Source organism: Streptomyces sp. NRRL S-1813 (assembly GCF_000719605.1).
Classification (GTDB): Bacteria; Actinomycetota; Actinomycetes; order Streptomycetales; family Streptomycetaceae; genus Streptomyces; species Streptomyces decoyicus.
In genome coordinates, this window is sequence record NZ_JOHB01000001.1 from 685,161 (window position 1) to 711,370 (window position 26,210).

The 26,210-nt window shown below is 68.7% G+C and carries 19 protein-coding genes, 1 tRNA gene and 1 pseudogene; 9 read left to right on the top strand and 12 right to left on the bottom strand.

Annotated elements, in window-relative coordinates; all coding sequences use genetic code 11:
• Positions 1-92: 92 nt before the first annotated feature.
• Complete coding sequence (locus tag IF67_RS0103175) at positions 93-1,202, top strand: ferritin-like domain-containing protein (RefSeq protein ID WP_030981835.1); 1,110 nt, start codon at positions 93-95, stop codon at positions 1,200-1,202.
• Between the two features lie 52 nt (positions 1,203-1,254).
• Here the strand turns inward: IF67_RS0103175 and IF67_RS0103180 are convergent, their stop codons facing one another.
• Complete coding sequence (locus IF67_RS0103180; RefSeq protein ID WP_030981837.1) at positions 1,255-2,163, bottom strand: alpha/beta fold hydrolase; 909 nt, start codon at positions 2,161-2,163, stop codon at positions 1,255-1,257.
• 149 nt (positions 2,164-2,312) lie between these two features.
• Between IF67_RS0103180 and IF67_RS0103185 the strand changes: the two genes are divergently transcribed.
• Positions 2,313-2,774, top strand: coding sequence for a MarR family winged helix-turn-helix transcriptional regulator (locus IF67_RS0103185; RefSeq protein ID WP_030981839.1), 462 nt, complete (start codon positions 2,313-2,315; stop codon positions 2,772-2,774).
• Between the two features lie 117 nt (positions 2,775-2,891).
• On the opposite strand, the gene IF67_RS0103190 is transcribed toward IF67_RS0103185, so the two are convergent.
• The 4 genes from IF67_RS0103190 to IF67_RS38735 all read right to left on the bottom strand — a co-directional run bounded on the left by IF67_RS0103190 (position 2,892) and on the right by IF67_RS38735 (position 7,532).
• Positions 2,892-3,674, bottom strand: a complete 783-nt coding sequence (locus IF67_RS0103190; protein WP_030981842.1) for an ABC transporter ATP-binding protein — start codon at positions 3,672-3,674, stop codon at positions 2,892-2,894.
• A gap of 191 nt (positions 3,675-3,865) precedes the next feature.
• Complete coding sequence (locus IF67_RS0103195) at positions 3,866-4,351, bottom strand: HD domain-containing protein (protein WP_234340955.1); 486 nt, start codon at positions 4,349-4,351, stop codon at positions 3,866-3,868.
• A 41-nt stretch (positions 4,352-4,392) separates the two neighbouring features.
• Positions 4,393-5,847: a penicillin-binding transpeptidase domain-containing protein gene (locus tag IF67_RS0103200; protein ID WP_030981846.1), complete on the bottom strand. Its 1,455-nt coding sequence runs from the start codon at positions 5,845-5,847 to the stop codon at positions 4,393-4,395.
• Positions 5,844-7,532: an FtsW/RodA/SpoVE family cell cycle protein gene (locus IF67_RS38735; RefSeq protein WP_420708601.1), complete on the bottom strand. Its 1,689-nt coding sequence runs from the start codon at positions 7,530-7,532 to the stop codon at positions 5,844-5,846. Before IF67_RS38735 ends, IF67_RS0103200 begins: the two co-directional genes overlap by 4 nt.
• Before the next feature lie 339 nt (positions 7,533-7,871).
• Here IF67_RS38735 and IF67_RS38740 point away from each other — a divergent pair.
• Positions 7,872-8,335, top strand: a pseudogene (locus IF67_RS38740) (DUF6624 domain-containing protein).
• Positions 8,336-8,521: 186 nt separating this feature from the next.
• On the opposite strand, the gene IF67_RS0103215 reads toward IF67_RS38740, so the two are convergent.
• Positions 8,522-8,884: an SH3 domain-containing protein gene (locus IF67_RS0103215; protein ID WP_030981851.1), complete on the bottom strand. Its 363-nt coding sequence runs from the start codon at positions 8,882-8,884 to the stop codon at positions 8,522-8,524.
• A gap of 846 nt (positions 8,885-9,730) precedes the next feature.
• On the opposite strand from IF67_RS0103215, the gene IF67_RS0103225 reads away from it, so the two are divergent.
• From IF67_RS0103225 to IF67_RS0103235, 3 genes are all read left to right on the top strand, one after another.
• Positions 9,731-11,017, top strand: a complete 1,287-nt coding sequence (locus IF67_RS0103225; RefSeq protein WP_030981854.1) for a cytochrome P450 — start codon at positions 9,731-9,733, stop codon at positions 11,015-11,017.
• 282 nt (positions 11,018-11,299) lie between these two features.
• On the top strand, positions 11,300-13,879 hold the full coding sequence (locus IF67_RS0103230) for a GmrSD restriction endonuclease domain-containing protein (protein ID WP_037838629.1): 2,580 nt from the start codon (positions 11,300-11,302) through the stop codon (positions 13,877-13,879).
• An 88-nt stretch (positions 13,880-13,967) separates the two neighbouring features.
• Positions 13,968-15,644: an SWIM zinc finger family protein gene (locus IF67_RS0103235; protein WP_030981858.1), complete on the top strand. Its 1,677-nt coding sequence runs from the start codon at positions 13,968-13,970 to the stop codon at positions 15,642-15,644.
• A 43-nt stretch (positions 15,645-15,687) separates the two neighbouring features.
• Here IF67_RS0103235 and IF67_RS0103240 read toward each other — a convergent pair whose 3' ends face one another.
• Positions 15,688-16,167 (bottom strand): ATP-binding protein, encoded by a 480-nt coding sequence (locus IF67_RS0103240; RefSeq protein ID WP_030981860.1) that lies wholly within the window; start codon positions 16,165-16,167, stop codon positions 15,688-15,690.
• A gap of 118 nt (positions 16,168-16,285) precedes the next feature.
• Between IF67_RS0103240 and IF67_RS0103245 the strand changes: the two genes are divergently transcribed.
• Positions 16,286-17,185: a helix-turn-helix domain-containing protein gene (locus IF67_RS0103245; RefSeq protein WP_051817504.1), complete on the top strand. Its 900-nt coding sequence runs from the start codon at positions 16,286-16,288 to the stop codon at positions 17,183-17,185.
• Positions 17,182-17,379, top strand: coding sequence for a DUF397 domain-containing protein (locus IF67_RS0103250; RefSeq protein WP_030981864.1), 198 nt, complete (start codon positions 17,182-17,184; stop codon positions 17,377-17,379). Before IF67_RS0103245 ends, IF67_RS0103250 begins: the two co-directional genes overlap by 4 nt.
• A 78-nt stretch (positions 17,380-17,457) precedes the next feature.
• On the opposite strand, the gene IF67_RS0103255 is transcribed toward IF67_RS0103250, so the two are convergent.
• The 5 genes from IF67_RS0103255 to IF67_RS0103275 form a co-directional block, all read right to left on the bottom strand.
• Positions 17,458-18,108 (bottom strand): HEPN domain-containing protein, encoded by a 651-nt coding sequence (locus IF67_RS0103255; RefSeq protein WP_030981867.1) that lies wholly within the window; start codon positions 18,106-18,108, stop codon positions 17,458-17,460.
• 76 nt (positions 18,109-18,184) lie between these two features.
• Positions 18,185-19,744 (bottom strand): type I restriction-modification system subunit M, encoded by a 1,560-nt coding sequence (locus IF67_RS0103260; RefSeq protein ID WP_030981869.1) that lies wholly within the window; start codon positions 19,742-19,744, stop codon positions 18,185-18,187.
• Complete coding sequence (locus IF67_RS41080; protein ID WP_078889239.1) at positions 19,741-21,162, bottom strand: restriction endonuclease subunit S; 1,422 nt, start codon at positions 21,160-21,162, stop codon at positions 19,741-19,743. The genes IF67_RS0103260 and IF67_RS41080 overlap by 4 nt, the downstream gene beginning before the upstream one ends.
• Before the next feature lie 137 nt (positions 21,163-21,299).
• Positions 21,300-24,860: a DEAD/DEAH box helicase family protein gene (locus IF67_RS0103270; RefSeq protein WP_037838631.1), complete on the bottom strand. Its 3,561-nt coding sequence runs from the start codon at positions 24,858-24,860 to the stop codon at positions 21,300-21,302.
• 429 nt (positions 24,861-25,289) lie between these two features.
• Positions 25,290-25,361, bottom strand: a tRNA-Arg gene (locus IF67_RS0103275).
• Between the two features lie 224 nt (positions 25,362-25,585).
• On the opposite strand from IF67_RS0103275, the gene IF67_RS0103280 reads away from it, so the two are divergent.
• On the top strand, positions 25,586-26,107 hold the full coding sequence (locus IF67_RS0103280) for a response regulator (protein WP_420708590.1): 522 nt from the start codon (positions 25,586-25,588) through the stop codon (positions 26,105-26,107).
• The last annotated feature ends 103 nt before the right edge of the window (positions 26,108-26,210 follow it).

Sequence of the window (26,210 nt, forward strand, 5' to 3'; positions counted from 1 at the left end):
CTGTGCGCGACTTATTGACCCGTCGGTAAGAAGCGTGTGAGCCTGCCAACGACCGCCCATGACAAGGCGTTTGGCGAGCCGAGGAGGCGTCCGTGTCGATCCGAGATCTCTATGTGCAGGACCCAGGCGACCGCGTGTGGAAGGTGCCCGCGTCCGGTGCGGCACGCTTCAGCTGGGACTACGACGACGGACGCGACCGGCTGCTGGCCCTCTACCAGAAGGGCAAGGACAAGCAGTGGGACGCCACCCTGCGGATCGACTGGGGCCAGGAGGTCGACCCCCACGACCCGCTCGGCACCCCCGACGAGTCCATGTCCCTGTACGGCACCAAGTACTGGGACAAAATGACCGAGAAGGATCGCGGCGAACTGCGCCGGCACTACACCTCCTGGCAGTTCAGCCAGTTTCTGCACGGTGAACAGGGCGCCATGGTCTGTGCGGCACGGATCGTCGAATCGGTCCCCGACCTCGACGCGAAGTTCTACTCCGCCACCCAGACCATGGACGAGGCGCGGCACGCCGAGATATACAGCCGCTTCCTCCAGGAGAAGATCGGGATGCTCTACCCGGTCAACGACAATCTCCAGGCGCTGCTCTCCGACACCCTGGAGGATTCCCGCTGGGACATGCCGTACCTCGGCATGCAGGTGCTGATCGAGGGCCTGGCGCTGGCGGCCTTCGGCATGATCCGCGACACCACCACCAAGCCGCTGCCGAAGCAGATCCTCGCGTACGTCATGCAGGACGAGGCACGCCATGTCGCCTTCGGCCGCATGGCCCTGCGCGACTACTACAAGCAGCTCACCGATGCCGAACTGCGCGAACGCGAGGAGTTCGTCATCGAGGGCTGCTATTTGATGCGCGACCGGCTGCGCGGCCTGGAAGTCCTGGAGAACTTCGGCATACCGCATGACGAAGCCGCCGAATTCACCGAGAACTCCGAATTCCTGCACCTCTTCCGCAAGCTGCTCTTCAGCCGGATCGTGCCCTGTGTGAAGGACATCGGCCTGTGGGGCGAACGCCTCCAGCGCGCCTATGTGGACATGGGTGTCTTCGAGATGGGCGACTCCAACCTCGATCTGCTGATGGCCCAGGACGAGGAGCTCGCCGAACAGCTCGACGCGGAGCGCTTCGCGGCCGAGGAGGAGGCCCGTACGGCAGAGGTCGCGGCCGCCGTCGCGGAGGGCGCCGACGGGGACTGAGCGCCGGGGCGGACCACCGGGCCGCCGGGCGCCGCCGCATGGAGGGCCCCGGTCATGGACACAGGAAGCCGAGCACCTGGCGGCCGAGCTCGTCGGTGTGGCTGTACGGCATGGAGTGGTGGCCGACGCCCGGCACGGTCCCGGTCCGTACGCCCGGCGTCCGCGCGGCCCGCGCGGCGACCCGCCGCAGGTCGTGCGCCCGGCTGTGCTCCGCCAGCAGCACCAGGGCCGGCACCGCCGCTCCCGCCGTCCCCGTGGCGTCCGGGCGCGGCCCCGTGATCACTTTCGCGGCGCGGAACTCGGCGGCGCCCAGGCCCATCAGCCGCACCAGTTCCGGTGCGGGCGGCGTACCCCGCGTCTCCCACGCCAGGAACCGCCGGGTGCTCCGCTCGCCGGGCCGTACGAACAGCGGCAGCGCGCGCAGCAGGTACGACGGCCGGTACCCGCCGAAACACTGGGTCGGATCGAGCAGCACCAGCCGCTCCACCCGCACCCGGGGCCGTCCGGAGGAGCGGGCGCTTCCACCGGCGGCATGCACCGCGTAACTCAGCGCGAGCCAGCCGCCGTACGAGTGCCCGAGCAGGGCGGCCGACTCCAGGCCGAGCCCCCCGAGCACACCGTCGAGCCAGGCGAACAGATCCTCCGGCCGCCGCAGCGGACGCCCGGCGTGCACGCTGAGCCCCGGCGCGCCGATCTGGTCCACGGCATGGACCCGGTGCGTACGGGCGAGCGCGGCAACATGGGCGTACCAGATGGCCGAGGTCGTGCCTCCGCCGTGCAGCAGTACCAGCGGCGGGGCGCCGGCAGGACCGCAGACGGTGACCCGGGTGCTGCCGAACTCCGATGCCAGATCGAGCCGTTCCACCGGAACCGGCCACAGCGCCATGGCCTGCTCATAGGCGTCACGAAAGGCGGCGGTGGGGCCGGGCCCGGGAGCGTGCGGAGAGAAGTCTGCTGTCATGGTGCACCTCCGGAACGGGAACAGGCGGTGAGCGAGGCGCGGTATCTCGCTCGTTCGGCAAGTATCTCGCTGGGCGAGGTAATAATGCGGGTGTCCGGGAAAGAACTGCATGAGCCCGGACAGAGAGTCCCGGAGAGAGGCGACGACGCATGGCGGATCGGCAGGAACCGGGCGAACCGGAGGGGATGGACCTGGTCCATCTGCTGCGTGAGGTGACCTTGCGACTCGACGTCGCGGGAGCGCAGTTCGCGGGCCGCAACGGCCTGCATCCCACCGACCTCCGGGCCCTGATCAGCCTGCTGGACGCGGCCCGCGCCGGCGACGAGTCGACCCCCGGCCGGCTCGGTGAGCGGCTGGGCCTGAACTCCGCCGGCACCACGGCACTCATCGACCGTCTGGAGCGGCTCGGCCTGATCCGGCGGGTCCGCGACACCCGCGACCGGCGCCGTGTCCTGCTGGAGGTCGACGCGCGTGCGGTCGCCCTGGGCCAGTCGTTCTTCGGCCCGCTGATCGACCGCACGCTCGCCCTGCTCGCCACCTTCGAGGCCGGGGAACAGGCGGCCGTCCGGCGGTTCCTGAACGGAGTGCGGGACGCGGTCGGGGAGGCGTAGCGTGCGCCCGCCGCGACCTCTGCGGCGGACGCCCCGAGAAGCAAGCCGGGTTCTGGGAGCCACCGCCTGCCGGACCGGCCCCCGGGAGCCACTGCCTGCCGGACCGGCCCCCGGGAGCTACCGCCTGCCGGACCGGGCCAGCCACCGTCCCTCGTGCCGGGACACCTCGATGGGGCGGCCGAAACAGGCGGTCATCCGCTCTCCGGTGAGCACCTCGTCCACGGGTCCGCGCGCCTGCACCCGGCCGTCGCGCAGCAGCAGGGCGTGGCCGATGGACGGGGACAGCTCCTCCAGATGGTGGGTGACCGTCACGGTCGCCAACTCCGGGCGGTCCAGGGCAAGCCGGTGCAGCGCATCGATCAGGTCCTCCCGGGAGGGCAGATCGAGCGCGTTGAACGGCTCGTCGAGGAGCAGCAGCCGGGGGTCGGCCATCAGCGCGCGGGCGATCAGGACCCTGGCCCGCTGGCCGCCCGAACACACCCCGAACGGCCGCTCCGCCAGCTCCTTGCAGTCCAGCTCGGCGAGCAGCTCATGGGCCCGCTCACGGGCCGCCTCGTCGTACTTGCGCCACAGCGGCTGCACGGTGCCGGTCGCGCCGGTCAGGACGACCGTGTGGCCCGTCGCGTCCTGCGGCACCTTCTGCGCGCCGGAGACCAGACCGATGACGGCGCGCAGTTCGCGGACGTCCACCGACCCCAGCCGGTGGCCGAGCACCTCGACGGTGCCGACGGTGGGGAACATCAGCGCCCCGATGAGACGCAGGACGGTGGTCTTGCCGGCGCCGTTCGCACCCAGCAGCGCCCAGTGCTCACCGGACCGTACGCTCCAGTCGACGGCGTCGAGGATGACCTGGCCGGTGGTGTACCGGCGGATGCCGATGCCCTCCAGGGCGGCGATCACGCCGGATGCTTCGGGGGCCGGCTGCGGTGCGGTCCGCGCGGGAGAGGGCGCGGACGGCGGGGGCTCCCAGGGCGGCGAAGGCTGCGTAGGGCTCATCGCCGCAGAGTAGCTGTGTACGACACCTTTCTGCGGAGGTGTCCGATGTGCGGACCCTGGGGGCGGGGCGCCGACGGACCGGGGCCCGGCGGCCGTTACGGCGTGGACAGCCCCAACAGCGCCCGCACCCGCGCGTACTTCGCCGTCAGCCGCTCCCGCGTCGGCACATCCAGTACGGCCAGCCGCTCCGGATCGGCGTTGTGCGCGAGATCGGACTCCTTGACCAGCAGCGCCCCGGGCGTGGCCAGAATGCGCGCCGTGTACTCCTCGACCGGTTCATCCGCCCGCTTGGTGACCGCAAGGATCATCGCCTTGGCCGCCTCGCTCAGCGCCGCACCCGCCAGCCACTCCCGGCTCAGCGCCCCGTCCTCGACCGCGTCGTGCAGCCAGGCCGCGGCAATCTGCTCGTCGCTGCCGCCGCGCTCGCGTACCCCCGACGCGACCGCGGCCAGATGCTCGGCATACGGGCGGCCCGCCTTGTCCGTCTGCCCCGAGTGTGCGCGCCGGGCCAGCGCCTCCACCTCGGCCAGGGACAACAACGGGGGCGGAGCAGGTTCCATGGACGGGATCGCATCAGCCATACGGCCATTGTGACCCCACGCCCGGACACAAGGCCAAGAGCTCAGCCCAGCGCCGCCGCCATCACCGCCCGCGCGATCGGCGCCGCACTCCCCCCACCGCTGATGTCCGCACGGTCGGCCGCCGCGTCCTCGACCACCACGGCCACCGCCACGGCCGGCTCATAGCTGTCCTTCGCCCTGGCCCAGGAGATGAACCAGGCATACGGCGTGCCCTCGTTGTGCACCCCGTGCTGCGCGGTGCCCGTCTTGCCGCCGACCGTGACGCCCTTGATCGCGGCGGGCCGCCCGCTGCCGTGCTCGACGACGTCGACCATCATCTCCTGGAGCCGCTGGGCCGTACCCGGACCGGTCACCTCGCGCGTGGGGCGGTGCGGGCCGCCCGCGACCATGACACCCCGGGCATCGGTCTCCTTGTCCACGAGCGACGGCGCGGTCAGCCGGCCCTCGTTGGCGACCACCGCCGCGACCATCGCCATCTGGAGCGGCGTGGCGGCGGTGTCGTACTGCCCGATGGCGGACAGTGCGACCTGTGAGACGTCCATCCGGGTATCGAAGTTGCTCGGCGCGACGGGCGAGGGGATGCGCAGCCGACGGTCGTTGAAGCCGAACCTCCGGGCCGTATCGGCCATGCCGTCGAGCCCGGTCTCGGCCCCCAGCCGCGCGAAGACGGTGTTGCACGAGGCCCGGAAGGCGTCCTTGAGCGGCGCGTCCTCGCAGCCCTTCGCGGCATTGCCGAGCAGGGTGTCGGTGCCGGGCAGGAGGTAGGGGTCGGGGGAGTCCGTGGGGGCCTCGATATCCGTGACCTTGCCGCTCTCCAGCGCGGCCGCCGCGGTGACCACCTTGAAGGTGGAGCCGGGCGGATAGGTCTGCCGCAGGGCCCGGTTGAGCATCGGCTGCCGCTCGGCGCCGTTCAGCCGGTGCCAGGCCTCGCCGACCGCGGCGCCGTTGCCGGACAGCTCACCCGGGTCGTACGAGGGTGTACTGACCAGCGCCAGGACCCGCCCCGTACGCGGCTCGATCGCGGCCACCGCGCCCTTCTTGTCCCCCAGCCCGTCGAACGCGGCGTGCTGCATCCGGGGGTTGATGGTGGTGTGGACGCTGCCGCCCCGCCGGTGGGCGCGGGTCAGCCGGTCCCACCAGGGGAAGGTGGCGAGCCGGTCGTCGGCGCCGGAGAGGATGCCGTCCTCGGCGCTCTCCAGCAGGGAGGTCCCGTAGGTCTGCGAGGAGTAGCCGGTGACCGGCGCGTACAGCGGCCCCTCGGTGTACGTGCGCTCGTAGCGCAGCCGTCCCCCGCTGTCCCGGGAGCCGGTGACCGGTTGGCCCGCCACGAGCACGGCACCGCGCGGCTGCGCGTAACGGACGATCGGCCCCCGGCGGTTGGCCGGACTGGCGCCGTAGCCCTCCGCCTCGAAGACCTGCACCCGGGCGGCGTTGACCAGCAGCGCCAGCAGGAGAAGGAAGGAGAAGGCGGCGGTCAGCCGAATGCAGCGGATCAACGGCCGGCCTCCGGGGCGGGGGCGTCATCGGCGGGGGCCGGCGGTGGGGCCCCCGGGGGGCGGGTCTGCGCCGGGGCCGGCGCGTTCTGCGCCCGTGGCCGGCCCTGCGTATCGGGGGCCTGGGGCGGGGCCGGCTTCATGAAGCCGACCACCCAGCTGCCTGCCCCGAGCCCGGTGCCGTGTGCGGGAAGATCCGCCGCACTGCTCCTGCCGTCGCCGGCGGCACCGCCCCCGGCCGCGCGCGCCGGACTGCCTCCGGTGCCGTGTGCCCGGTGGCCCGGACCGGCACTCCCCGCCGTACCGCTTCCCGCCGTACCGTTCCCCGCCGTACTGCTGCCCTCCGGCCGTGGCATCCGCGCCCGGTTGCTGATCCGCAGCAGCAGCGCGACGATGATCCAGTTCGTGACGACGGAGGAACCGCCCTGCGCGAGAAACGGCATCGCCATCCCCGTCAGCGGAATCAGCCCCATCACCCCGCCCGCGATCACAAAGACCTGGAGGGCGGGCAGCGCCGCGAGGCCCACGGCCAGCAGACTGCCGAACGGGTCCCGCAACGCGACCGCGGCACGATAGCCACAGGCCACCAGCAGTGCGTACAGCAGAAACAGCGCGGTCAGCCCGGCCAGCCCCAGCTCCTCGCCGTAGGTCGCCAGGATGAAGTCGGACTTCATGGCGAAGCCGATCAGATACGAGTGGCCCTGGCCGAGGCCGGTGCCGAACATCCCGCCGGCGGCGAACGCGAAGAGCGACTGGGCGAGCTGACCGGGCCCCTTGCCCGCCGCGATGCCGGCGAACGGATGCTGCCAGTCCTCGACCCGGCTGTGCACATGCGGCTCCAGGGTGCCGACGGCAGCCGCTCCGATGCCCGCCAGGACCAGCCCGATCGCGAGCCAGCCGGTCCGCCCGGTGGCCACGTACAACAGGACGACGAAGATCCCGAAGAAGAGCAGCGAGGTGCCCAGATCCCGTTCGAGCACCAGCACGGCGACGCTGATCAGCCAGATCGCGACGATCGGCCCGAGCACCCGGCCGGTCGGCAGCCGTAGCCGCCACATCCGGCGCCCGGTGTGCGCCAGCGCGGCGCGGTTCGCGGCAAGGTAGCCCGCGAAGAAGACGGTGATCAGAACCTTGGCGAACTCGCCCGGCTGAAGGGAGAAGCCGGCGAAACGGATCCAGATCTTCGCCCCGTTGATGGCGGGAAAGAGAATCGGCGCAGCCATCAGCACCAGCGCGAGGGCCGCACAGACATAGGCGTACCGCTGGAGCATGCGGTGGTCGCGCAGCAGCACCACCACCGCGGTGAACAGCGCGACGCCGACGGTCGACCACATCAGCTGAGTGGGTGCGGCGTGGTCGGCGGGGGTGTCCTGGTCGAGCCGGAAGATCAGCACCAGCCCGATCCCGTTGAGCAGCACCGCTGTGGGCAGCAGCAGCGGATCGGCGTACGGGGCGCGGAAGCGCACGGCAAGGTGCGCGAGCAGCGCCAGCCCGCCGAGCCCGGCGCCGTAGCGGACCGCACCACCCGGCAGGGCATGCCACCGGGCCAGCCCCACGACGACATACCCGCAGACGCTGATGAAGACGGCACCTACGAGGAGGGCCAGTTCGACGCCCCGTCGCTTGGGCAGTGGCGGCAAGGGTGGGGGAGTGTCCGCCGGGCGCGCGGCGGCCGTCGCCCTTGCCATTGCCGTCATGCCTGGCAACGTAGCAAGCGGCAGCCGGTATTTCCGTTATGTCGGATACGACGTTCGGGGCGTCGGGGTGCGTATCCCGTACCTGCAAAGACCTGTGAGTACGCCACCGGCGGCTGCGGGCCGAGTCACCGCGCCGCGCCGCATTCTCCCGGCATTCTTTTCGGGCGTAGATCCGGTATCGCCGCTCACGGCCCCGCCTGTCACCGTTCATCGGAATGATCTTCGTGGTGCCAAGAGCCCCTGGTGTGAGGGACCCGAACCGGCGCAGACCATGGAGCGAGAGTGACGCACAACAACGGCACGGCGGCATGAGCGGCGGAACTCATCCGCATGGCTCAGGCGGACCAGAAGACCTCCCCCGGTGCGAACAGTGAGAACCCTGCGGAACAATTGGCCTGGCGCCGCCTCACCGCCCAGCACGGCGACCGGCTTCACCGATCATGGACGAGTACGGCCGGCCGACGGCGGAGCTCGTCGGCGAGGACGCCGCGCGCGGCGCATGGCTGATCGCGCAGCACGCCGACCGGCAGCTCGATGTGCAGCGGCGTGCCCTCCGGCTCATGGAACAGGCGGTGGCGGCAGGCTCGGCCGCTCCGCGCGAGCTGGCCTTCCTGCGGGACCGGACGCTGGTCAACGAGGGCCGCAAGCAGGTCTATGGCACACAGATCGCCGGCATCAAGGAGGGTTCTCCTGTCCCGTGGCCCTGTGAAGACCCCGCGCGCAGGGACGACATGCGGGCGGAGGTGGGCATCGAGCCCTTCGACGAGTACGTCGCCAAGTTCGCGACGGGCTGAGGCGCGAGGGGGCTTGGCGCGGGGGCCCGAGGGCTCCGATGACCTGAGGGCCGATGAACCTGAGGCCGCGCTGACCCGAGCCCGCTGACCCGAGCCCGCTGACCCGAGGCGCTGACCCGAGGCGCTGACCCGAGGTGCGGCGTACGAGCCCCCGTGGCGAGCCTCCGCGGGCTCGTACGGCCCGCCTCAGCACCAGCGGGGCTCCTCCCCGTCGTTCACGATGTCGCGCACCGAGGACCAGGCGTACGAGGCATCGCCGAGCTTGTACCAGACCGGGTTGCCCTCGATGCTCTCCCCCTTGACCCGGCAGACGATCCCCACCACCGTCCCGTACTCCTCCGAACCGATCGCGCGGTACTGGGTGCTGGGCCCCGCTCGCAGCACCAGCCCCTCCTCGGCGACGACACGGGCCTCGTGTGCGGCGAAGGTTTCGCCCTCACCGTCGTCGGAGGCCAGAGCGGGGCCGGCCGTGACGGCCCCGGCCAGCACACCGGACAGAACACAAAGGGCGAACGAACCGAATTTGGCGGACTTCGACTGCGGAAACATGTGCTTCCTCCTGCGAAGGGGTGAGTCTCAGGGGAATCCCTGCGGGGTGAGGTGCCGGGCGTCACCTACGGACGGGTCGGGGCCTGTGCCCCGCCGGTGCGGTGCCTGTCGCACCCTTCCCCGGCTGCGAGTGCGGCTTCCGCAACCGTGCGCCGCTCTCTGGCGCCGCACCGTGCCGCTCGTCTCGCTCCCTTCTCACGCTAGAGAGGCCCCGGAGAGTCCGCAACTCAGCACAATCCGTGACGACGGTGGGCGGGCGGGGCCCGGCGGTCCGGGCCGGGGGAGGCCGCTACGGGACACCGGAACCACCCCGCCCCAACTCACCCCTCGCAAAGCGGCATTGACGCGCCGCCCCGTCGCCCCGCCGCCCCATCGGCCCGTCCGCCCGGCTGCGCCCATCGCTCCCTCGGGCTCGTCGACCCGCACGTCCGCACCTTCCGCGACGGCAGGGCGGCGCACAGGGAAGTGCGGGGTGTCGCGGGGCGGTCCGGGGCGATGCGGGGTAACGGGCGCCCGCGGTGGCGGCCATGCCTAAGGGGAAAATCAGGGGCGCCCCAGGGGCCGCTCAGGGTCGTTCCGGGTTGTTCTGTCAACGCGCCCAATGGCACTTTGTAAACTCGTCCAGACCGAATAGAAGAAGAAGGCCGAGGCCGAGCTCGTCACGCTGATGCGGACGACCGAAGACATCGGTCGATGGCATGGACCTGTGCCATGACCACCGTGAGCGAGGGGCTATGGCGTACATCACACCCGTGCACGCCGAGTGGAGGTTCCGTGCCGTCCCGGCCGACTTGGGCCGTGGAGCGCGGATGACCGACCCCCTCGACGAAAGGCAGTATTAGCGTCATGACGACTCTCCGTTCCCGGATCATCGCCTGGGCCGGCCGCATGTATCTGGCGAGAACACAGAAGAAAGGCTTCGACCTGTCTCGAATGTCTTTCTTGCCCGAGTCCGTCCTGATGCCGTTGCGGCGCGAGGGGCTCAACCCTGTGGGTGATCTGGCCGCCGTCAGGGAGCGGGAGCCCGTCAGCAAGCTCCCCGTGCCGATAGCCGCCAACGTCTGGCTGGTCACCGGCTACGACGAGGTCAAGGCGGTGCTGGGGAAGGCCAATGCCTTCAGTTCGGACTTCACCAACCTCGTCGGCAAGGCCGGTGCCGGTGCCGAACAGAACCCCGGTGGACTCGGGTTCTCCGACCCGCCCGTGCACACCCGCCTCCGTCGGCTGCTGACCCCCGAATTCACCATGCGGCGTCTCGGGCGGCTCACCCCCCGCATCCACGAGATCGTCGAGGAACGCCTCGACGCCATGGAAAAGGCGGGCAAAGACGGCGACCCGGTCGACATCGTCCACTCCTTCGCCCTCCCCATCCCGTCCCTCGTCATCTGCGAACTCCTCGGCGTCCCCTACGAGGACCGCGCCGACTTCGAACGACTCAGCGCCGCCCGCTTCGACCTTTTCAGCGGTGCAAACGCCTCCTTCGGCGCCATATCCGAATCGCTTTCCTATTTCCGGGACATCGTCAAGAGGCAGCGCGAAAACCCGGGCGACGGCTTGCTCGGCATGATCGTGAAGGAGCACGGCGACTCGGTCAGCGACGAAGAACTGGCGGGCCTCGCCGACGGCGTCCTCACCGGCGGTTTCGAAACCACCGCGAGCATGCTGGCCCTCGGCGCCCTGGTCCTCCTCCAGGACCCCAAGCACTTCGCGGCCCTCCAGGACGGTGAGGACGCCGTCGACGGCTATGTCGACGAACTCCTCCGCTACTTGACCGTCGTGCAGGTCGCCTTCCCGCGCTTCGCCCGCGAGGACCTGGAGATCGGCGGCGTCCAGATCGCCTCCGGAGATGTGGTGCTGTGCTCACTGAGCGGTGCGGACCGGGACGGCAAACTGGGCCCGGAAATGGAACAGTTCGACCCCACCCGCAACGTCCCCTCCCACCTCGCTTTCGGCTACGGAATCCACCGCTGCGTAGGCGCGGAACTCGCCCGCATGGAACTCCGCGCCGCCTACCCCGCCCTGGCACGCCGCTTCCCGAACATGCGCCTCGCCGCCAAGCCGGAGGACCTGGAATTCCGCAAACTCTCGATCGTCTACGGAATCGAATCCCTGCCGGTCCGGCTGGACAACTGACCACAACCCCTGCTCCACGCCCCCTCTGACCGGGCATTTGGCCGATGGGCCGGATGTCCGGTCTTTGGTGTCGCTGGTAGGAGAACTGCTGAAGCATGCGGTACGCGGTGGTTTTCATGGGCCGCACGACAAGGCGTATGCAGCGCCTTCCATGTCGTGAGACTGCCGTGCGGATTCGCCCCCGGCCGTGGGTCCAGCGACCGGCATCTCAGGTTTCCCTGACCGCAGCACGCAGGTACGAGATCATGGCGGTCAGCGGGACCACGTCGGGAGGGGACGCGCGTGCACGCGCAAGAGACCACATTCAGCAAACTTGTCCAGGGTGAGAAGCAGTTCCAGGTTCCGCTGTATCAGCGCACATACAGCTGGCAGCGCGAAGAGCTGAAGCAACTGTGGGACGACGTGCTGGAACTGGTCGAGGAGCAGCTGGACCGCAGCCCTCCGGCCGCGCATTTCGTGGGATCGGTGGTTCTTGCGCCGGGCCGGATCACCGCGGGCGGTATACAGCGCTGGCTCGTGGTGGACGGCCAACAGCGGCTCACCACGCTCATGCTCGCCTTCACCGCGCTGCGCGACCGGCACCGGCAGCGTGGAGCTGACAAGAAGGCCGCGCGCATCCACGACCTCCTGCTGGTCAACAGGTACGGGGACGGCGACGACCGTTACCGGCTGCTGCCTACCCAGGCGGACCGGGACGCGTTCACCGCCTGCGTCGAATCCTCCCCGAAGGCCGGCGGCCCCGGCAACGTGGGCGCCGCCTACCGCTTCTTCCTCGGAGCCCTGGCCGAAGGAGAGGTGAGCGGAGGTGAGGCCTGGACGGACGCCGTGGAGACGGTGCTCGGCGGGCTGCTGTCGATCGTCGAGATCACCGCGGCAGAAGGCGACAACGTCTACCGGATTTTCGAGTCGATCAACAACACCGGTGTGGGGCTCAGCCAGAGCGATCTGCTGCGTAACTACCTTTTCATGTGCCTGCCGACGCGTGGCGAATCGGTCTACCGGAATCTCTGGCTGCCCATGCAGGAGCTCCTCGGCCCGGAGAACCTGGAGTTGTTGGTCTGGCTCGACCTTGTCGTTGCCGGAAACAGCAGGGCCAAGCAGAGCGAGATCTACCGTGACCAGAAGAAGCGCCTGGAGCCGCTAAGCGCTGATGAGGACGTGCTCCAGGCCGAGATCGTCCAGCTGGCACAGCGGGCGGAGCGGCTCATGCGCATCCTCGAACCGTCACGTGAGACGGACGCGGAGCTGCGGGAGGCACTGGAGAGGTTGTCCCGCTGGGGCGGCCAGACCCACTACCCACTGGCACTCGGACTCCTCGACCTCCTCGACAGCGGACGGATCACGGCGCACGAGGCGGCCGACGCCCTGGCGTACGCGGAGAGCTACATGGTCCGGCGCCTGATCACAGGGTTGTCGACCACCGGCAGCAACCGGGTCTTCATGGAACTCCCCAAGGAACTGGAGAAGGGCGGCTCCCCGGGAGAGGCCGTACGCCGCTTCCTGTCCAAGAACAAGACAGGGGCCCGGGTCTGGCCGGGGGACGACGCCATGCGTGAAGCGATCCGCACCCGGCCCTTTTACAAGGCGGGCCGGAGCAATCAGCGGTTCCAGGTGCTGCGCCGTCTGGAAGAGAGCTACCGCCCCAGCGAGCCCGTGGACTACGGCAAGGCGCAGCTCACGGTGGAGCATGTCCTGCCACAGCGACCGGCGCAGCAGTGGTTCGACCTGCTCGCCGAGGAGGCCGAGGACGGCCAGAGCCCGGACGAGCTCCACGGACTGCTGGTGCACACGCTGGGCAATCTCACGCTCTCCGCGGACAACGCCAGGCTCTCGAATCACCCCTTCCGCCGCAAGCAGCAGATCCTCGACTCCAGCGCCCTGCGCATGAACCAGCAGATTGCGGCGCAGGAACGGTGGGGCCGGGCGGAGATCCTCACCCGGGCCGATGAACTGGCCGAGAAGGCCGTGCAGCTGTGGCCCGGGCCCCTCGAAGGCCTGGTCCACGCGGACGACGAATGGCAGGGCTGGCGCGAGCTGCGTGCCGCCCTGCTCGCCATGCCGAGCGGGACCTGGACGTCGTACGGCGATCTGGCCGCTCTCATCGGCACCCACGCCATCTCGGTCGCCGGTCATGTGGCGTCCAAGCCCGGTCTGCACTGTGCCTACCGCGTCATGACGGCCGACGGGCGTATCGCCGAGGGCTTCCAATGGGTCGACGACCAGCACACGGGCGCCCCGCAGGCGTTGCTGGAGGCGGAGGGCGTGCCCTTCGACGGCAAGCGCCGGGCCGATCGCACCCACCGCCTGACCACCGCAGACCTGGCGGCTCTGGTGGGAAAGGACGGCTCGGAAGAGGCACCACCGACGGCCCGGGCGGACGACGAGCAGCAGTCAGCGACACGGTTCGAGACGTTGCTGCGGGACAACCAGACCCCGGAGACCGTCGACGGGGTAATGACCGCCCTTCGGTTCTGGGAACGGCAGGGCGGGCACCGCGCGTACGGCAGGGCGAGCGAGACAAGCTGCTCCCCACTGATCACCGTGGGCAATGCACCCGGGGCACCGGCCCTGTGGCCGATCGCGATCTACCCGGTGACCGGCACCGTCGAGGTGGTCTTCCAGCATCTGAAGCGCCGCCCGCCGTTCGACGATGAGCCGCTGCGCCGCGAGCTGATGGCCCGGCTGAACGACATCGACGGCATCGACCTGGCCGAGGCGAAGCTCGACCTGCGCCCGTCCTTCCCGGTGGAGGTCTTCGCTGACCACGGGGACGAGATCTCCGCGGTGCTGGAGTGGTTCCTCCATGTGGTGGTCCTCGCGAGGCCAAACCGGGCACCGGACGGGGACGCCGCCCGCACCTGAAGTGGGCCGGGACGCCCTGCTTGCACGCCGGAAATCCAGGAATTCAGGAATCACCGTGAGTACTCGACCCGCGCACCACGCCCCTAGGGTGTCTTCCTTCACCGAAGAGGACCTCACCCGCCTGGCCGGAGCACGCTCCTTCGCCCGCGGCCAGGACTACCTTTCCGACGTGGCGGAACTCTCCGCCACCGACGACCGGATCACCGCCACCGTGTACGGCACCGAGCCTTACCACGTCCTCCTGCTCCTGGCCGGTCCCCGCCTCACCGGTTCCTGCGATTGCCCCTACGGCCAGGACGGACACTTCTGCAAGCACTGCGTGGCCGTCGGTCTCACTGCGCTCGCCCAGCGGGACGACCTCCAGCAGCTGAGCGCCGAGACGGCCCGGCGGGCGCAGACCCTGGACGACTGGCTGGACTCACTCGACCGTGACCAACTGCGCGACCTGCTGAGGGAACAACTGGCCACGGACCCGGACCTCCACCGCCGCCTGGAACTGCGCGCCGCCGCGGCCGGCTCCGACACCTCCGCCGTACGCGCCCAGATTCTCCGCCTCCTCGACACCCGCCCCTTCGAGCAGTACGGCGTCGTCGACCGACGGGACGCCGCCGGGTATGCGGCACAGCTCACCGAGGCGGCCCTCGCCATCCGTGCCCTCGCTACGACCGAGCCGGACGCCGAGGCGGTCATGCTGGCCGAAACCGCCATCAATGCGATCGGAGAGGCCGCCGAGCGGATCGACGACTCGGACGGTGACCTCTCCCACGCCGCCGAGGAAATGGCGCAGGCACACCTGGAGGCCTGCCGCCGCCTCCGCCCCGATCCGGTCCGTACCGCCGAGTGGCTCGCCGCCCACCTCCTCGGCGACTGGAGCCATCTGCCGGAACTCGACCCCGCCGAATACCGGGACATTCTCGGCGAGCCCGGCTGGGCGGAGCTGAGGCGTCTGACATACGAAGCCCACCGCAGCCATCCCTCGGGCTGGACCGAGCGCTACGTACTGGAGTCCGTGCTCAAGGCCGACGGCAGAGTGGACGAGCTGGTGACCGCCCTCTCCACCGACCTTGAGCCGAACGGCTCCACGCACCTGGCCATCGCCCTCGAACTGGACCGGGCGGGCCGCCGCGACGAAGCCGTGGCGTGGGCCGAACGCGGCCTGTCCGAGACCGAAACGGCCCCGCCACGCGACCGGCGCCTCATCGAATTCCTGGCACACCGCTACGAGGAGGCGGGCCGCCTCACCGACCTGGTACGCGTACGCCGCGACGACTTCCGCCACCACGGCACGCTCGCCACGTACCGCAGCCTGCGCACCGCCTGCCGGGCAGCCGACTGCTGGCCCGCCGAACGCCCCCGCGCCTTGGATCTCCTGCACTGCACCGCCCTTGAGGAACACACCGGTCAGCGCCCCCACACCGCCCCGGTCCTGATCGAGGCACTGCTCGACGACGGCGACGCCGAAGCCGCCTGGAAGACGGCACCGAGCGTTCCGACCGCCCCCGCTCAATGGGTGCGTCTGGCCGACGCCGTACGCGAGCAACATCCCGCCGAGGCCCTGCCCGTCTATCTCCGCGCCCTCACCCCGCTGAAGCAGCAGACCGGCGATCCCGCCTACGAACGCATGACAGAACTCCTGCTCTCGGTTCGCGCCTGCCATCGAGCCCTGGACACGGAGCCCGAGTTCACGCGCTACCTCGCAGATCTGCGCGCCGACCAGAAACGCAAGCGCAACCTGATGCGGATGCTCGACGAGCACGGCCTGTGAGCCCGGCGCGTGCCGGCGAGTGGGCGAGGGACCGGAGCACGAGTCAACCCATCGGTCCGCCCCCGAGGGCAATCTCGGCCCACACCGTCTTCCCGGACGGCGGCCGTGGTTCGGTGCCCCAACGGGTGGCGAGGGTCTCGATGATTAGCAGACCGCGTCCGTACTCGTCCGTCGACTGAGACCCGGGCGCCGGCGCGGGAAGGCGCTCGCCACGGCAGTCGGAGACCGCGATACGGAGTGCGGCGGGCGCGGTCGGGAGGGTGGTGGTCGTCGGGCTGACCGCCAGGGTCAACAGGAAATCCCGGCCGGCTACCCGCCCGTGGACAACGGCATTGGCAGCCAGCTCGGCGACGAGCAGGGCAGCGGTCTGCACGGCCTCACCGTCCCGCGCCCACCCCCAGTCGGCCAGCTGCTGCACGGCGAGCAACCGCGCGAGCCGGGCCCCGCGCCGGGTGGCACTGAGCTGCTGCCGGAAGTGTGCCGAGGGGATGAGTGGTTGCCGCTCGGTAGTTTCTGACTTCATGTGACAGAGCGTGGCCGGAGGGCCCTACCCTGACCAGGGAAGCGGTCGGTACGGAGAGTGTGTGTACCAGTACGGATGGTTGTCTGTCCTGGGTGGCGGGAGTAACCGGACGGGCGTAATGCGCGAGGCGGTGGTCGTGGTGACGGACGGGGTGCAACGGAACGAGGCCGGGCGGCGGCCCGACCCGCCCGAGGACGCGGACGGCGCGGCGGATCTGTACCGCGCGCTCGGCAAGCAGCTCAAGCTGCTGCGGGAGCGGGCCGGCTTGACCCAGAAGGACGTCGGCGACCGGCTTGGCTACGGCGAGGACTTGATCTCGTCACTGGAGCGTGGCCGCCGTACGCCGCAGCCTGAGTTCCTGGACGCGGCCGACGAACTGCTGGGCGCCGACGGCCTGTTGAAGGCGGCCAAGGAGGATGTGGCGCGGGCGAAGGCGAAGGCGCGGGTTCGGCATCCGGCTTGGTTCAGGGACTACGCAAGGCTGGAGGGGGATGCGGTGGAGGTCAATGACTACAGCAGCCACGACATCCCCGGCTTGTTCCAGACCGAGCAGCGGACCCGGGCCTTGTACGAGATGCGCAAGCCGCTGCTCGACGAGGAGACGATTGAGCAAAGGGTGGTCTCGCGGCTGGCCCGGCAGGAGATCCTGACTCGCTGGCCTCCGCCCATGGTGACTGCTGTCATCGAAGAGTCCGTGTTACGGCGGCCGATCGGCGGACGGAAGGTTCACAAGGAGCAGCTGGAGCAATTGCTCCAGCTTGGCCAACTGCGCAACGTCGAGCTTCAAGTGATGCCGATGGACCGAACCGAGCACGCTGGGATGGGCGGCCCGTTCATTCTGCTCACACCCAAGGGAAAACCGCAGGTCGGGTACGTGGAGGTCCAGAACATCACTCGCCTGGCCACGGATACCGAGGAGGTCCGTATCCTGGCCGCACGCTACGGCAGCATCAGGGCCCAGGCGCTCACTCCACGAGAGTCTCTGGCCCTGATCGAGAGGATGCAGGCAGAACGATGAGCACTGGAGAACCCGCGCGACTCGCCTGGTTCAAGAGCAGCTACAGCGGCAACGAGGGAGGTGCATGCGTCGAGGTTGCTATCGACAGCAGCGCGATGGTCCATATACGTGATTCCAAGGAGCCGGCCAAGGCACAACTGGCCTTCCAGCGGGCGCAGTGGGCCGCCTTCGTGGACTTCGCAGCCCAGGGGTGACGGGTGTGTCCCTTCTGCGGGGAGCGCCATCGACAACGTAACGATGGCGCCCACGGCTTGTCCGGAGATGAAGAAGCCTCAGCCCAGCACCTTGGCAATGGCCAGCGCGATCCGCTCGATCCAGTCGATCGCGTCAGTAACGTCGGCGTCCGTGATCGGACGCCGACGCTTGAGGTCCCCGTCCAAGAGGTCCGCGTCGTGGGCGATCCGGTTGCGGCGGTCGGTGATCGAGTTGTATTTCTGCTTCAGGGCCTGCGCGTTCATCGAGGTACGGCCGTGATTCCACTCGTTGAGCTGCACGGCGGCCTTGCCCCAGATGTCCTGCTCCGTGACCAGCTTGAGCGCCTCGCTGATCTTCCGGGGGTTCTGCAGCGCCGCGTTGCCCCACTTCGCCTTCACGTGGTCCGACACGGCGTCGGCGAGCGTGGCCTTACCGCGCCGGACCTCCTCGACCATCGCCAAAGGCAGTTCGAACTTCGTCAGCTGAAGCGGCATTCCGGCGCCGTCCTCGGAGGCCAGCTCCGCCACTCGCCGGTACAGCTCCTCGTGGAACCAGTGGTCGATGGCGCTGACGGCTTGCACCCACGCGGCGCGGTAGAAGTCGCCGATGTCGATGACCGGGGACTGGAAAGCCGCCAGGCTCTGACCCGCGACGATCATCTTCCGGGCATACTCAAGGTTGGTCAGGAACGCCCGGAACTCGCGCGTCTGCGGATGTGCGGCTTGCATGGAACTTCCCCCGTCTCGCTGGGCCTCGGGAGTCAGGATTCCGGTGGGAGCGGGGGAGGAGCAACCCGGTTGCGGATCAATCCGTTCCAGTTGGCTGGATCGCGTCGGTGTCAGCCGCGACCTCGCCACCGAGCGCCTCCGCGATGGCGGCGAACTCGCTGAGTGCGGCCTGGAGATCCTCGACGATCTCCTGTGCGATCACCTCGGGCGGAAGCAGGCTGTCGGCGTCGTCGAGCGCCGGGTCCTTCATCCAGGTGATATCGAGATTCACCTTGTCGCGGGCGATGAGCTCGTCATAGTCGAACGACTTGAATCGTTCGGTCTCCACGCGCTCGCTGATCGACTGGCCTGGCAGATACGCCTGGACGAAATCCTCCAGATCCGCACGGCGCAGCGGATGCTGCTTGAGCGTGAAGTGCTTGGCCGTACGGAAGTCGTAGACCCAGAGCTTCGAGGTGTTGTGCGCACCACCGGACCGGGGCGGCTTCTTCTCGAAGAACAGGACGTTCGCCTTGACGCCGCCCGCGTAGAAGATGCCGGTGGGCAGCCGCAGGATCGTGTGCAGATCGAAGTCTTCGAGCAGCCGCCGGCGCACCTTCTCACCGGCCCCGCCCTCGAAGAGCACGTTGTCCGGGAGGACGACGGCGGCACGCCCGTTCATCTCCATCAACGACATGATGTGCTGGAGGAAGTTGAGCTGCTTGTTAGTGGTGGTGGCGCGGAAGTCGCCCCGCTCGTAGGAGATGTCTTCCTTCTCGGCTTTTCCATCCGTGCCGATGACGGTGATCGCGGACTTCTTGCCGAAGGGCGGGTTGGCTAGCACGAGAGAGGCGTGCCGCCCCGGCTGCTCGGCGAGGGCGTCACCTTCAGTGATGAGGGATGGCCCGTCGGCGTCACCGATCCCATGAAGCAGCATGTTCATGGCGGCGAGCCGAGCCGTGCCCGTGACCAGCTCGTTGCCCCAGATCTTGCCGGACCCGAGGGCGAGGCGCTGGTCGCGCGACAGATTCTGCATGTGGTGCTTGCGGATGTAGCTGTGTGCGGAGATGAGGAAGCCGCCGGTGCCGCAGGCGGGGTCGGTGATGGTGTCCTCGGGCCGCGGCTGCATCACGTCCACCATGGCGTCGATGAGCGCGCGGGGCGTGAAGTACTGGCCGGCACCGGTCTTGGTGTCCTCGGCGCCCTTGGCGAGCAGGCCCTCGTAGGCGTCGCCCTTGAGGTCCGTCCCTTGGATCGTCCAGTCCTCCTTGCCGATCAGATCGACGACCAGCTTTTCGAGGAGCGCGGGCTCGGTGATGCGGTTCTGGGACTTGGCGAAGATCGTACCGAGGGTGGTGCCGGGGTTCTTGGCGAGCGCGGTGAGGGTGTCGCGGTAGTGCGCTTCGAGTTCCAGGCCCTTCTTGGAGGCGAGGTTTTTCCAGTCGTACTCGGCCGGTACGACGGTCTTGGCCTCCTCCTCAGTAAAGGGGTCGGACGCGATCTCGTCGGCCATCTTCAGGAAGAGCAGGTACGAGAGCTGCTCGACGTACTCGATGGTGGACAGGCCGTTGTCCCGGAGGACGTTGCAGTAGTTCCAGAGCTTGGCGACCAGGGTGTTGGTCTGCGCGTGCGCCTGAGCGGGGATTGCGGGGGTCACAGCGGAAGCTCCTGCTGAACGGCGTTGTTGGGGGAAGGGATTGAGGCGGCGGGGGGTGGGGGCGGTGGTGCGTCAGCTGCGGCCGCCTTGCGGGGGCGTGGGGCGCGCTTGGGCTTGCCCTTGCTGCCCTGTGCCTCGCGCTCAGTGCGGATGCGGTCGAGGAGGACGGGGGCCGGTTCGTCGGTGGGGTCTTGGGGGACGAGGCGGCCGGTAAATGCCCGGTGCAACAATGCGGTACGTAGATGATCAGCGCGCGTCCGAGCAAGCTCAGCGGCGTCGGACAGACGCATCGCTCCGGCCACGGCGGCATCCACGGCCTCAAGCGTGTCGCGCTGAACTTCCAATGGGGGAATCGGCATCGGAAGTTTAGAGAGTGTGTCAACGCTGAGGTTGTATTGTCCAGCAGAAGACGCCGCATAACGTTCGATCGCTTGTCGCCACAAGGGGCTTTGCAACACCAGCTGCACCCAGCGTGGCTCCACGATTTTGGGAGTGAGTCGAAATCTGATCAGGTAAGACGCAAAGGCGTACGGCAGAAATTCTTCCACAACACCAACTCTTCCGATGAGGGTTCGGCTGCCGTTGGTGCGCACAAACAGTAGATCTCCGGGCTCAAGGAAGTATTGGCTCAGTTCGAGGCTGGGGTCTATGGCATTCTTCATGTCCGAGAGGTCGATTGATCCGCCTTGGACGTTCGGGATGCGCAGGACCGGGTGTCCGGGGCCTTCATAATCGCACTTGGTCGATGTGCCGTACCCGGAGGCGTACGAGAGGTCTCCCAGGCTCACCAGTGTCCAGTTGTCGGGTGGCGTATACCCCGGGATCATCGACGTAGCTGATGTTTTCCATCGGCGAGTGGCCCTCGAACTGCTGGCCTTTCTGACGGAGTCAGCCCGAACGCATTCGTGAGCCTGTACGGTGCGACTGAAAGCGCCGGCAACCGCGCGGCCGTAGAGGAGAGAGCTGAGCCGCTTGGACTTCGCCTGAGTCATCTCCAGCCCAGATCTAGCCGCCTCGAGGCGGGAGAGGTGGTCTTCGAGGGCCTCGACGATGCGGTGCTGCTCCGCGAGAGGGGGAAGCACGATAGGGATGTCCAGCAGAGCCTGCTGCGAAATGTTACGCATGGCGTCCTTGGTCCCCGTTGCCTTTGCAGAGATGAATTGCCTCACCTCTGGAGACCCCAGGAGATAGACCAGCCATTTCTTATCTACTTGATCGCTGGGTACGAGACGGAGGCTCTTGTCTGAGAGTAGAAGCCGTGGGCGGCACTGGCCGACGAGAACTGGCGCTCCAACATATGCCCGTGTATTGGCGCGACTGACAAGGATGTCGCCCGGACGGATCTCGTACGCGGGATTAGCTACGCGCTCGGCAGGCAGAGCTTTGTTCTCGGCCTCGTCGAACTGACCCCAGGTCATGGCGCTGACTTTGATGATTCCCCACTCATTGGGGGCGGCAGGGCGAGGTTCGCAAGTGAAGGACTTTCCGGCTTCAATCTTCAGCAAGATGTCGCGGAGCTGAGTCCGGCTCCATCCCGGCGGAGTTTCTGTGTCACTCAAGCCAATTCCCGATTCAACTCACCCAACAAAGACCGAACATCCCGCCCCGGAAACGCATGCTGGAACCCGCGCCCGCCACCCCGCCCCTTGAAGGGCTCGGCGTTGAATTCCTGTGTGCTGATCCCGACATCACTCGCCACGACATCCCGTATGGCCCGCAGCCACCACAGCTGCTCCTCCGAGAAGTCCGCTCCGGCCTGCCGCTGCTTCAGCAGCCACGCCGCGAAACGCTCCTCGACAGTATCGCGGTAGGGGCGAAGTTCCTCATCCACACCCAACTCGTACCGGATCAGCGAGATCAGGTCCGGGACGCCCGCCTCCCGGTCCGTCCGGTGCACCGCCGCGCCCAGGTCCTCGTAATACGTCCACAGTGCCTGCGGCGTCCACGCGTACTGGGGGCGGTGGATCTCCGTGGCCAGTTCCCGCAGCGACGCGTACGCCTCCGCAGGAGACATCGCCCGAGGGCTGCTCAGCGCCAGCGACACCGCCGCGATGCGGTCACGCTCCTCCTTCAGGAGCCGGCTCCACTTGCCGACCTCCTCCTGGGCCCGCACCTCCCTCGGGACCTCGTCCACATCAGTGATCGACACAGCCGTGGTCTCGTCGATGACGTAGTCCTTGTCCCGCCGGATCTCGATGATGCGGCTACGGAGGGCATCACTGGTGGTCAGCGGCGCGATCGCGTCCTCCACCAGCTTCCGGGCCGCCGCCCGCCCACCCTCCTCAAGGGCCCGCTCCTGCCGGTCCGGGTCGACGGCTTTGACGATGCCGCCCGCAATCTCGGACAGGGTGCGTCCGCCCGCAGCCTCGGTCAGCTGCTCGCGCTCGTCCTCCGTCAGCTGCTGGTTGAGCCGCGCGAGCCGCCCGGCCAGGATCTCGGCCTCACCGGTACTGATCGACTTCGTACCGGCCTTGTCCAGCAGCTTCGCCAGTGACACCTGCCGCTCGCCCGCCGGCACCAGCGGCCGCGCGTCGACCAGTGGTGAGTCCGTCACACCCACCGCATCCACGAGCACGAAGCGGTCCTTGCGCACCGACGCGCCCGCCTCCGGCGTGACCTCCTGGAGCTCGGTCGCGTCGATGGTCCGGGCGCCGCGCCCCTTCATCTGCTCGAAGAGCACCGCACTGCGCACCTCGCGCAGGAATATGACGCACTCCAGGGCCTTCACGTCCGTACCGGTCGCGATCATGTCGACCGTGACCGCGACCCGGAGCCGGGGAGAGGTCCGCAGCGCGCGGATCAGCTCGTCCGGGTCCTCCCCGGCCTGCCGGCTCTTGTACGTGATCTTCTTCGCGAAGTCGTCCCCGCGGCCGAAGACCTCCTTGACCTGGGCGAGGACATCCTCAGCGTGATCTTCGCCGACCGCGAAAATCAGGGTCTTCGGGAGCTCGCGGCGGTCGGGGAACCAGCGCTGCCAGTTGTCCCGGTAAGCGGTCAGCACCGCCCGGATCTCATCCACCGTGACCACCGACCGGCCGATCTGCGCGGTCGTGTACGTGAAGTCGTCGTCCAGCTCCTGGTAGCGCTGCCGTCGCGTCTTGCGGTCCCTGACCCTGATCGTCGTCCCGGACTCGATCGTCGCGACGCCGTTCTCGCGCAGGTCGGAGCGCATGCGTACGACATCGAAGTCGACGTTCACACCGTCCGCGACGGCCTGCGGATAGGTGTACTCGGAGACCAGGTTGCGGCCGAAGAAGCCGAGCGTCTGCGGCTTGGGGGTGGCGGTCAGGCCGACCAGATGGGCGTCGAAGTACTCCAGTACGCCCCGCCACAGGCCGTAGATCGAACGGTGGCACTCGTCCACGATGATCAGGTCGAACGACTCGATCGGCACGGCCGGGTTGTAGGCCACGTCGATGGGCAGATCGGTCTCGTACGTGTCCTCGTACGCCGCGTTGTCCGCCGCCGCGTCGGCCTGCTCGTCGTCGGTCAGCGTCTCGCCCCGTAGCAGCGAGTACATCTTCTGGATCGTGCAGATCACGACGGACGAAGTGTCCTGGAGGCCCGAGGCACCGAGTCGGTCGACGTTGTAGATGTCGGAGAGCTTGCGGCCGTCGTCGGGGGTGGTGAACTTCCGGAACTCGTCGTGCGCCTGCTTGCCCAGGTTGTTGCGGTCGACGAGGAACAGGACACGGCGGGCCTTGGCGTACTTGAGCAGCCGGTACGTCTGCGCCACCGCCGTGTACGTCTTGCCGGCGCCCGTCGCCATCTGGATCAACGCCCTTGCGCGGTCCTCTCCCAAAGATTCCTCAAGGCCGGAAATCGCGTCGATCTGGGCCAGGCGCAGCCCGTTCGGCTCCAGCACGGGAAGTGTGCGCAGGGCCGCCCGGAAGGTGGGGGTGCGAGGGGTCTCGTCGGCGCGCTGCACCCATCCGGCGACCGTCTCGGGGCGGTGGAATGTGAAGACCTCGCGGGAGCGGGCATCAGGGTCGAGCCGGTTGACGAAGTAGGTCTCGGTACCGGTCGTGGCGTAACGGAAGGCGAACGGCTCGGCCTCGCGCCAGACGGCGAGACGGTTCTCCTTCAGCACGCCGGCCGCGTACCGGTCGTTCTGCTCGACGGCGCTGGAGAGGTGGTCGCCCTCGCGCTTGGCCTCGATCACGCCGACGATCCGGCCGTCGACGTACAGGACGTAGTCGGCGCGGCCGGTGGCCAGGGTGAACTCGCGGACGGCGACTCCCTGCCCGGCCTCCGGGTTGAGCTGGTCGCGGTCCTGGACCACCCAGCCGGATGCGTGCAGCATCGCGTCGATGGCGTCGCGGGCCTGGACCTCGTTGAGGGCAGCAGGACGCTGGGCACGGTGGATGATGGCGTCGCGGCTGCCCGCGTCCACGTGCCGGGGCTGTTTGCGGGCGACGTCGTACTTCGCCTTCTGGGCGCCGCGCAGGTCCTCGATCTGAGCAGCCAACTGCTCGACCTGCGCTTGCAGTTCGCTCGTGTTGGTGTTCACGCTGGCGATCAAGTGCTCGGCCTCGGAGCGCGCCTTGCGCTCGGCTTCCAGAGCGCTGCTGGACTCCGCGAGCCGGGTGCGGGCCTGGGTGAGCGCCTGGCGGTGTCCGTCGAGGGCTTCGCGCAGCTCGGCCAGCTCGGCCGGGTCCGTGACCTGAGCAGAGTCGCCGGGGTCTGTGGGCGGCACGAACTCGGCGACCGTCCGCCGGCCCTCGATGGCGTCATGGAACCAGAGGCCCAGCTTGTAGCAGGTACGTACGGCGGCCAGGGCCCGCGCGGTGTCGAAGAGGTGGCTGTGGGCAGCCTTGTTCCGGTCGTGGCGCAGCTGGTCGAAGTCGCTGCGGATCTCGGGAACCAGGACGCCGGCGCGAGTCAGCGCGGTCAGCCGGTCGATCTGGCGATCCCCCTCGACCCGCATCCCGATCCGGGCGATCAGCTCCTCCGCCAGGACTTCGCCGAACTGCCCGGCCTGGACCAGCGACGAATTGGGATTGGTGAATACGGTGGCTTCGGCCGAGGCGCCGTACAACGAGAGCAGTGGCTGGTGGTGGTAGAGGGCCCCGAAGTTCGGTGATCCCTTCGCAAAGTTGCGAAGCCGGTCGTCCACGCTGCCTCTTCCCCCATTGCCCGTTGCCATTTTTCAGGGAGCCCACCTTACGCACGATGAATCAGGTTGGGGGCGGCTTGTGAGGTGTTCACGCCCTGCCTGCCCGGCCTCCCGTATATAGGGGCGCACGTGGGCCTCGGCCCATGAGGTTCGTGCGGGGTCCTGGGTTGCAGCCACGACAGCTGCGGCGGCTGTACGGCCCCCTGGAGCGGGCGCTATGGCGACGGTACGAACGTGCTCACGTGGAGCTGCCTTGTCCGGCGCCCGATGTCTGCGGCACAGAAACCGGCGGATTCTCGGTGGAGAGTGACGCGATGCCGACCCTTTGGCGCTTGGAGGAGTGCGAACACCAGAAGCAGAGGACGAAAGCGAAAAGACCCTCTCCCAGTTTTCACTGTGCAGAGGGTCTTTCAGGCACTTCCTGCGAAGTGCCCCCGGCAGGATTCGAACCTGCGCACACGGCTCCGGAGGCCGTTGCTCTATCCCCTGAGCTACGGGGGCGTTGCCGCCTGTGTTCTCGTGGCGACGGGTAGAACCCTACCAGCTCTGATGGGGTGTTCATGAACAGGTTTCGTGGGAGGTGGGGGAGGGGGCGCGGCGGGAGTGGCCGGGTCTCTAGCGCATGTGAGGGGCGTGGCGGTGGGGGTCGAGGAAAGGTCCCTCACACGGGGGCGGAAGTGGGGAAAACCGGGACGCAGTCACAGGCGGGGTCCTAGTCTCAAGGTGTGCCTGGCTTGTCCGGTCGGATCCTCGTTGTCGACGACAACAAGGTGATCCGGCAGTTGATCAGGGTCAATCTCGAGCTGGAGGGCTTCGAGGTCGTGACCGCGGCTGATGGTGCCGAATGTCTGGACGTGGTGCACCACGTGAGACCTGATGTCGTGACCCTCGATGTGGTGATGCCACGGCTCAACGGTCTGCACACCGCGGCGCGGTTGCGGTCCGATCCGCGGACGTGGGATATCCCGATCGCCATCATCAGCGCCTGCACGCAGGGTGAGGTGGACAACGGCGAGTCGGTGGGTGTGGACGCCTTTCTTGCGAAGCCGTTCGAGCCGACGGAGCTGGTGCGGACCGTGGGGATGCTGGTGCGCGAGGCGCGCCAGCGGCAGCGTGGGGCCGCGGGTGGGGCCGAGGAAGAGGACGGGGAGAGCGACGGGAGCGGGGGCGCGGCGGAGCGTGGCGCTCCGTCCGGTGGGGTCGCGACGTCCGGTGGGGTCGGCATGGTGGATGCGGGTGGGGAGTAGGCGAGCCCCGGTGCTGTGAGCGGGCACGCCGGAAGCCCGGTGCCCCGATGCCGTGCTCAGGTGAGTCCCGGGCCCACCCCGGATCCCCGGGCGGAGTGTCCAC

Coding starts and splice junctions, on each gene's coding strand:
- IF67_RS0103180 (WP_030981837.1), bottom strand. CDS start 2,163: ATGACAGCAGACTTCTCTCCGCACGCTCCCGGGCCCGGCCCCACCGCC.
- IF67_RS0103185 (WP_030981839.1), top strand. CDS start 2,313: ATGGCGGATCGGCAGGAACCGGGCGAACCGGAGGGGATGGACCTGGTC.
- IF67_RS0103195 (WP_234340955.1), bottom strand. CDS start 4,351: ATGGCTGATGCGATCCCGTCCATGGAACCTGCTCCGCCCCCGTTGTTG.
- IF67_RS38735 (WP_420708601.1), bottom strand. CDS start 7,532: ATGGCAAGGGCGACGGCCGCCGCGCGCCCGGCGGACACTCCCCCACCC.
- IF67_RS0103215 (WP_030981851.1), bottom strand. CDS start 8,884: ATGTTTCCGCAGTCGAAGTCCGCCAAATTCGGTTCGTTCGCCCTTTGT.
- IF67_RS0103225 (WP_030981854.1), top strand. CDS start 9,731: ATGACGACTCTCCGTTCCCGGATCATCGCCTGGGCCGGCCGCATGTAT.
- IF67_RS0103240 (WP_030981860.1), bottom strand. CDS start 16,167: ATGAAGTCAGAAACTACCGAGCGGCAACCACTCATCCCCTCGGCACAC.
- IF67_RS0103245 (WP_051817504.1), top strand. CDS start 16,286: ATGCGCGAGGCGGTGGTCGTGGTGACGGACGGGGTGCAACGGAACGAG.
- IF67_RS0103250 (WP_030981864.1), top strand. CDS start 17,182: ATGAGCACTGGAGAACCCGCGCGACTCGCCTGGTTCAAGAGCAGCTAC.
- IF67_RS0103255 (WP_030981867.1), bottom strand. CDS start 18,108: ATGCAAGCCGCACATCCGCAGACGCGCGAGTTCCGGGCGTTCCTGACC.
- IF67_RS41080 (WP_078889239.1), bottom strand. CDS start 21,162: ATGACCTGGGGTCAGTTCGACGAGGCCGAGAACAAAGCTCTGCCTGCC.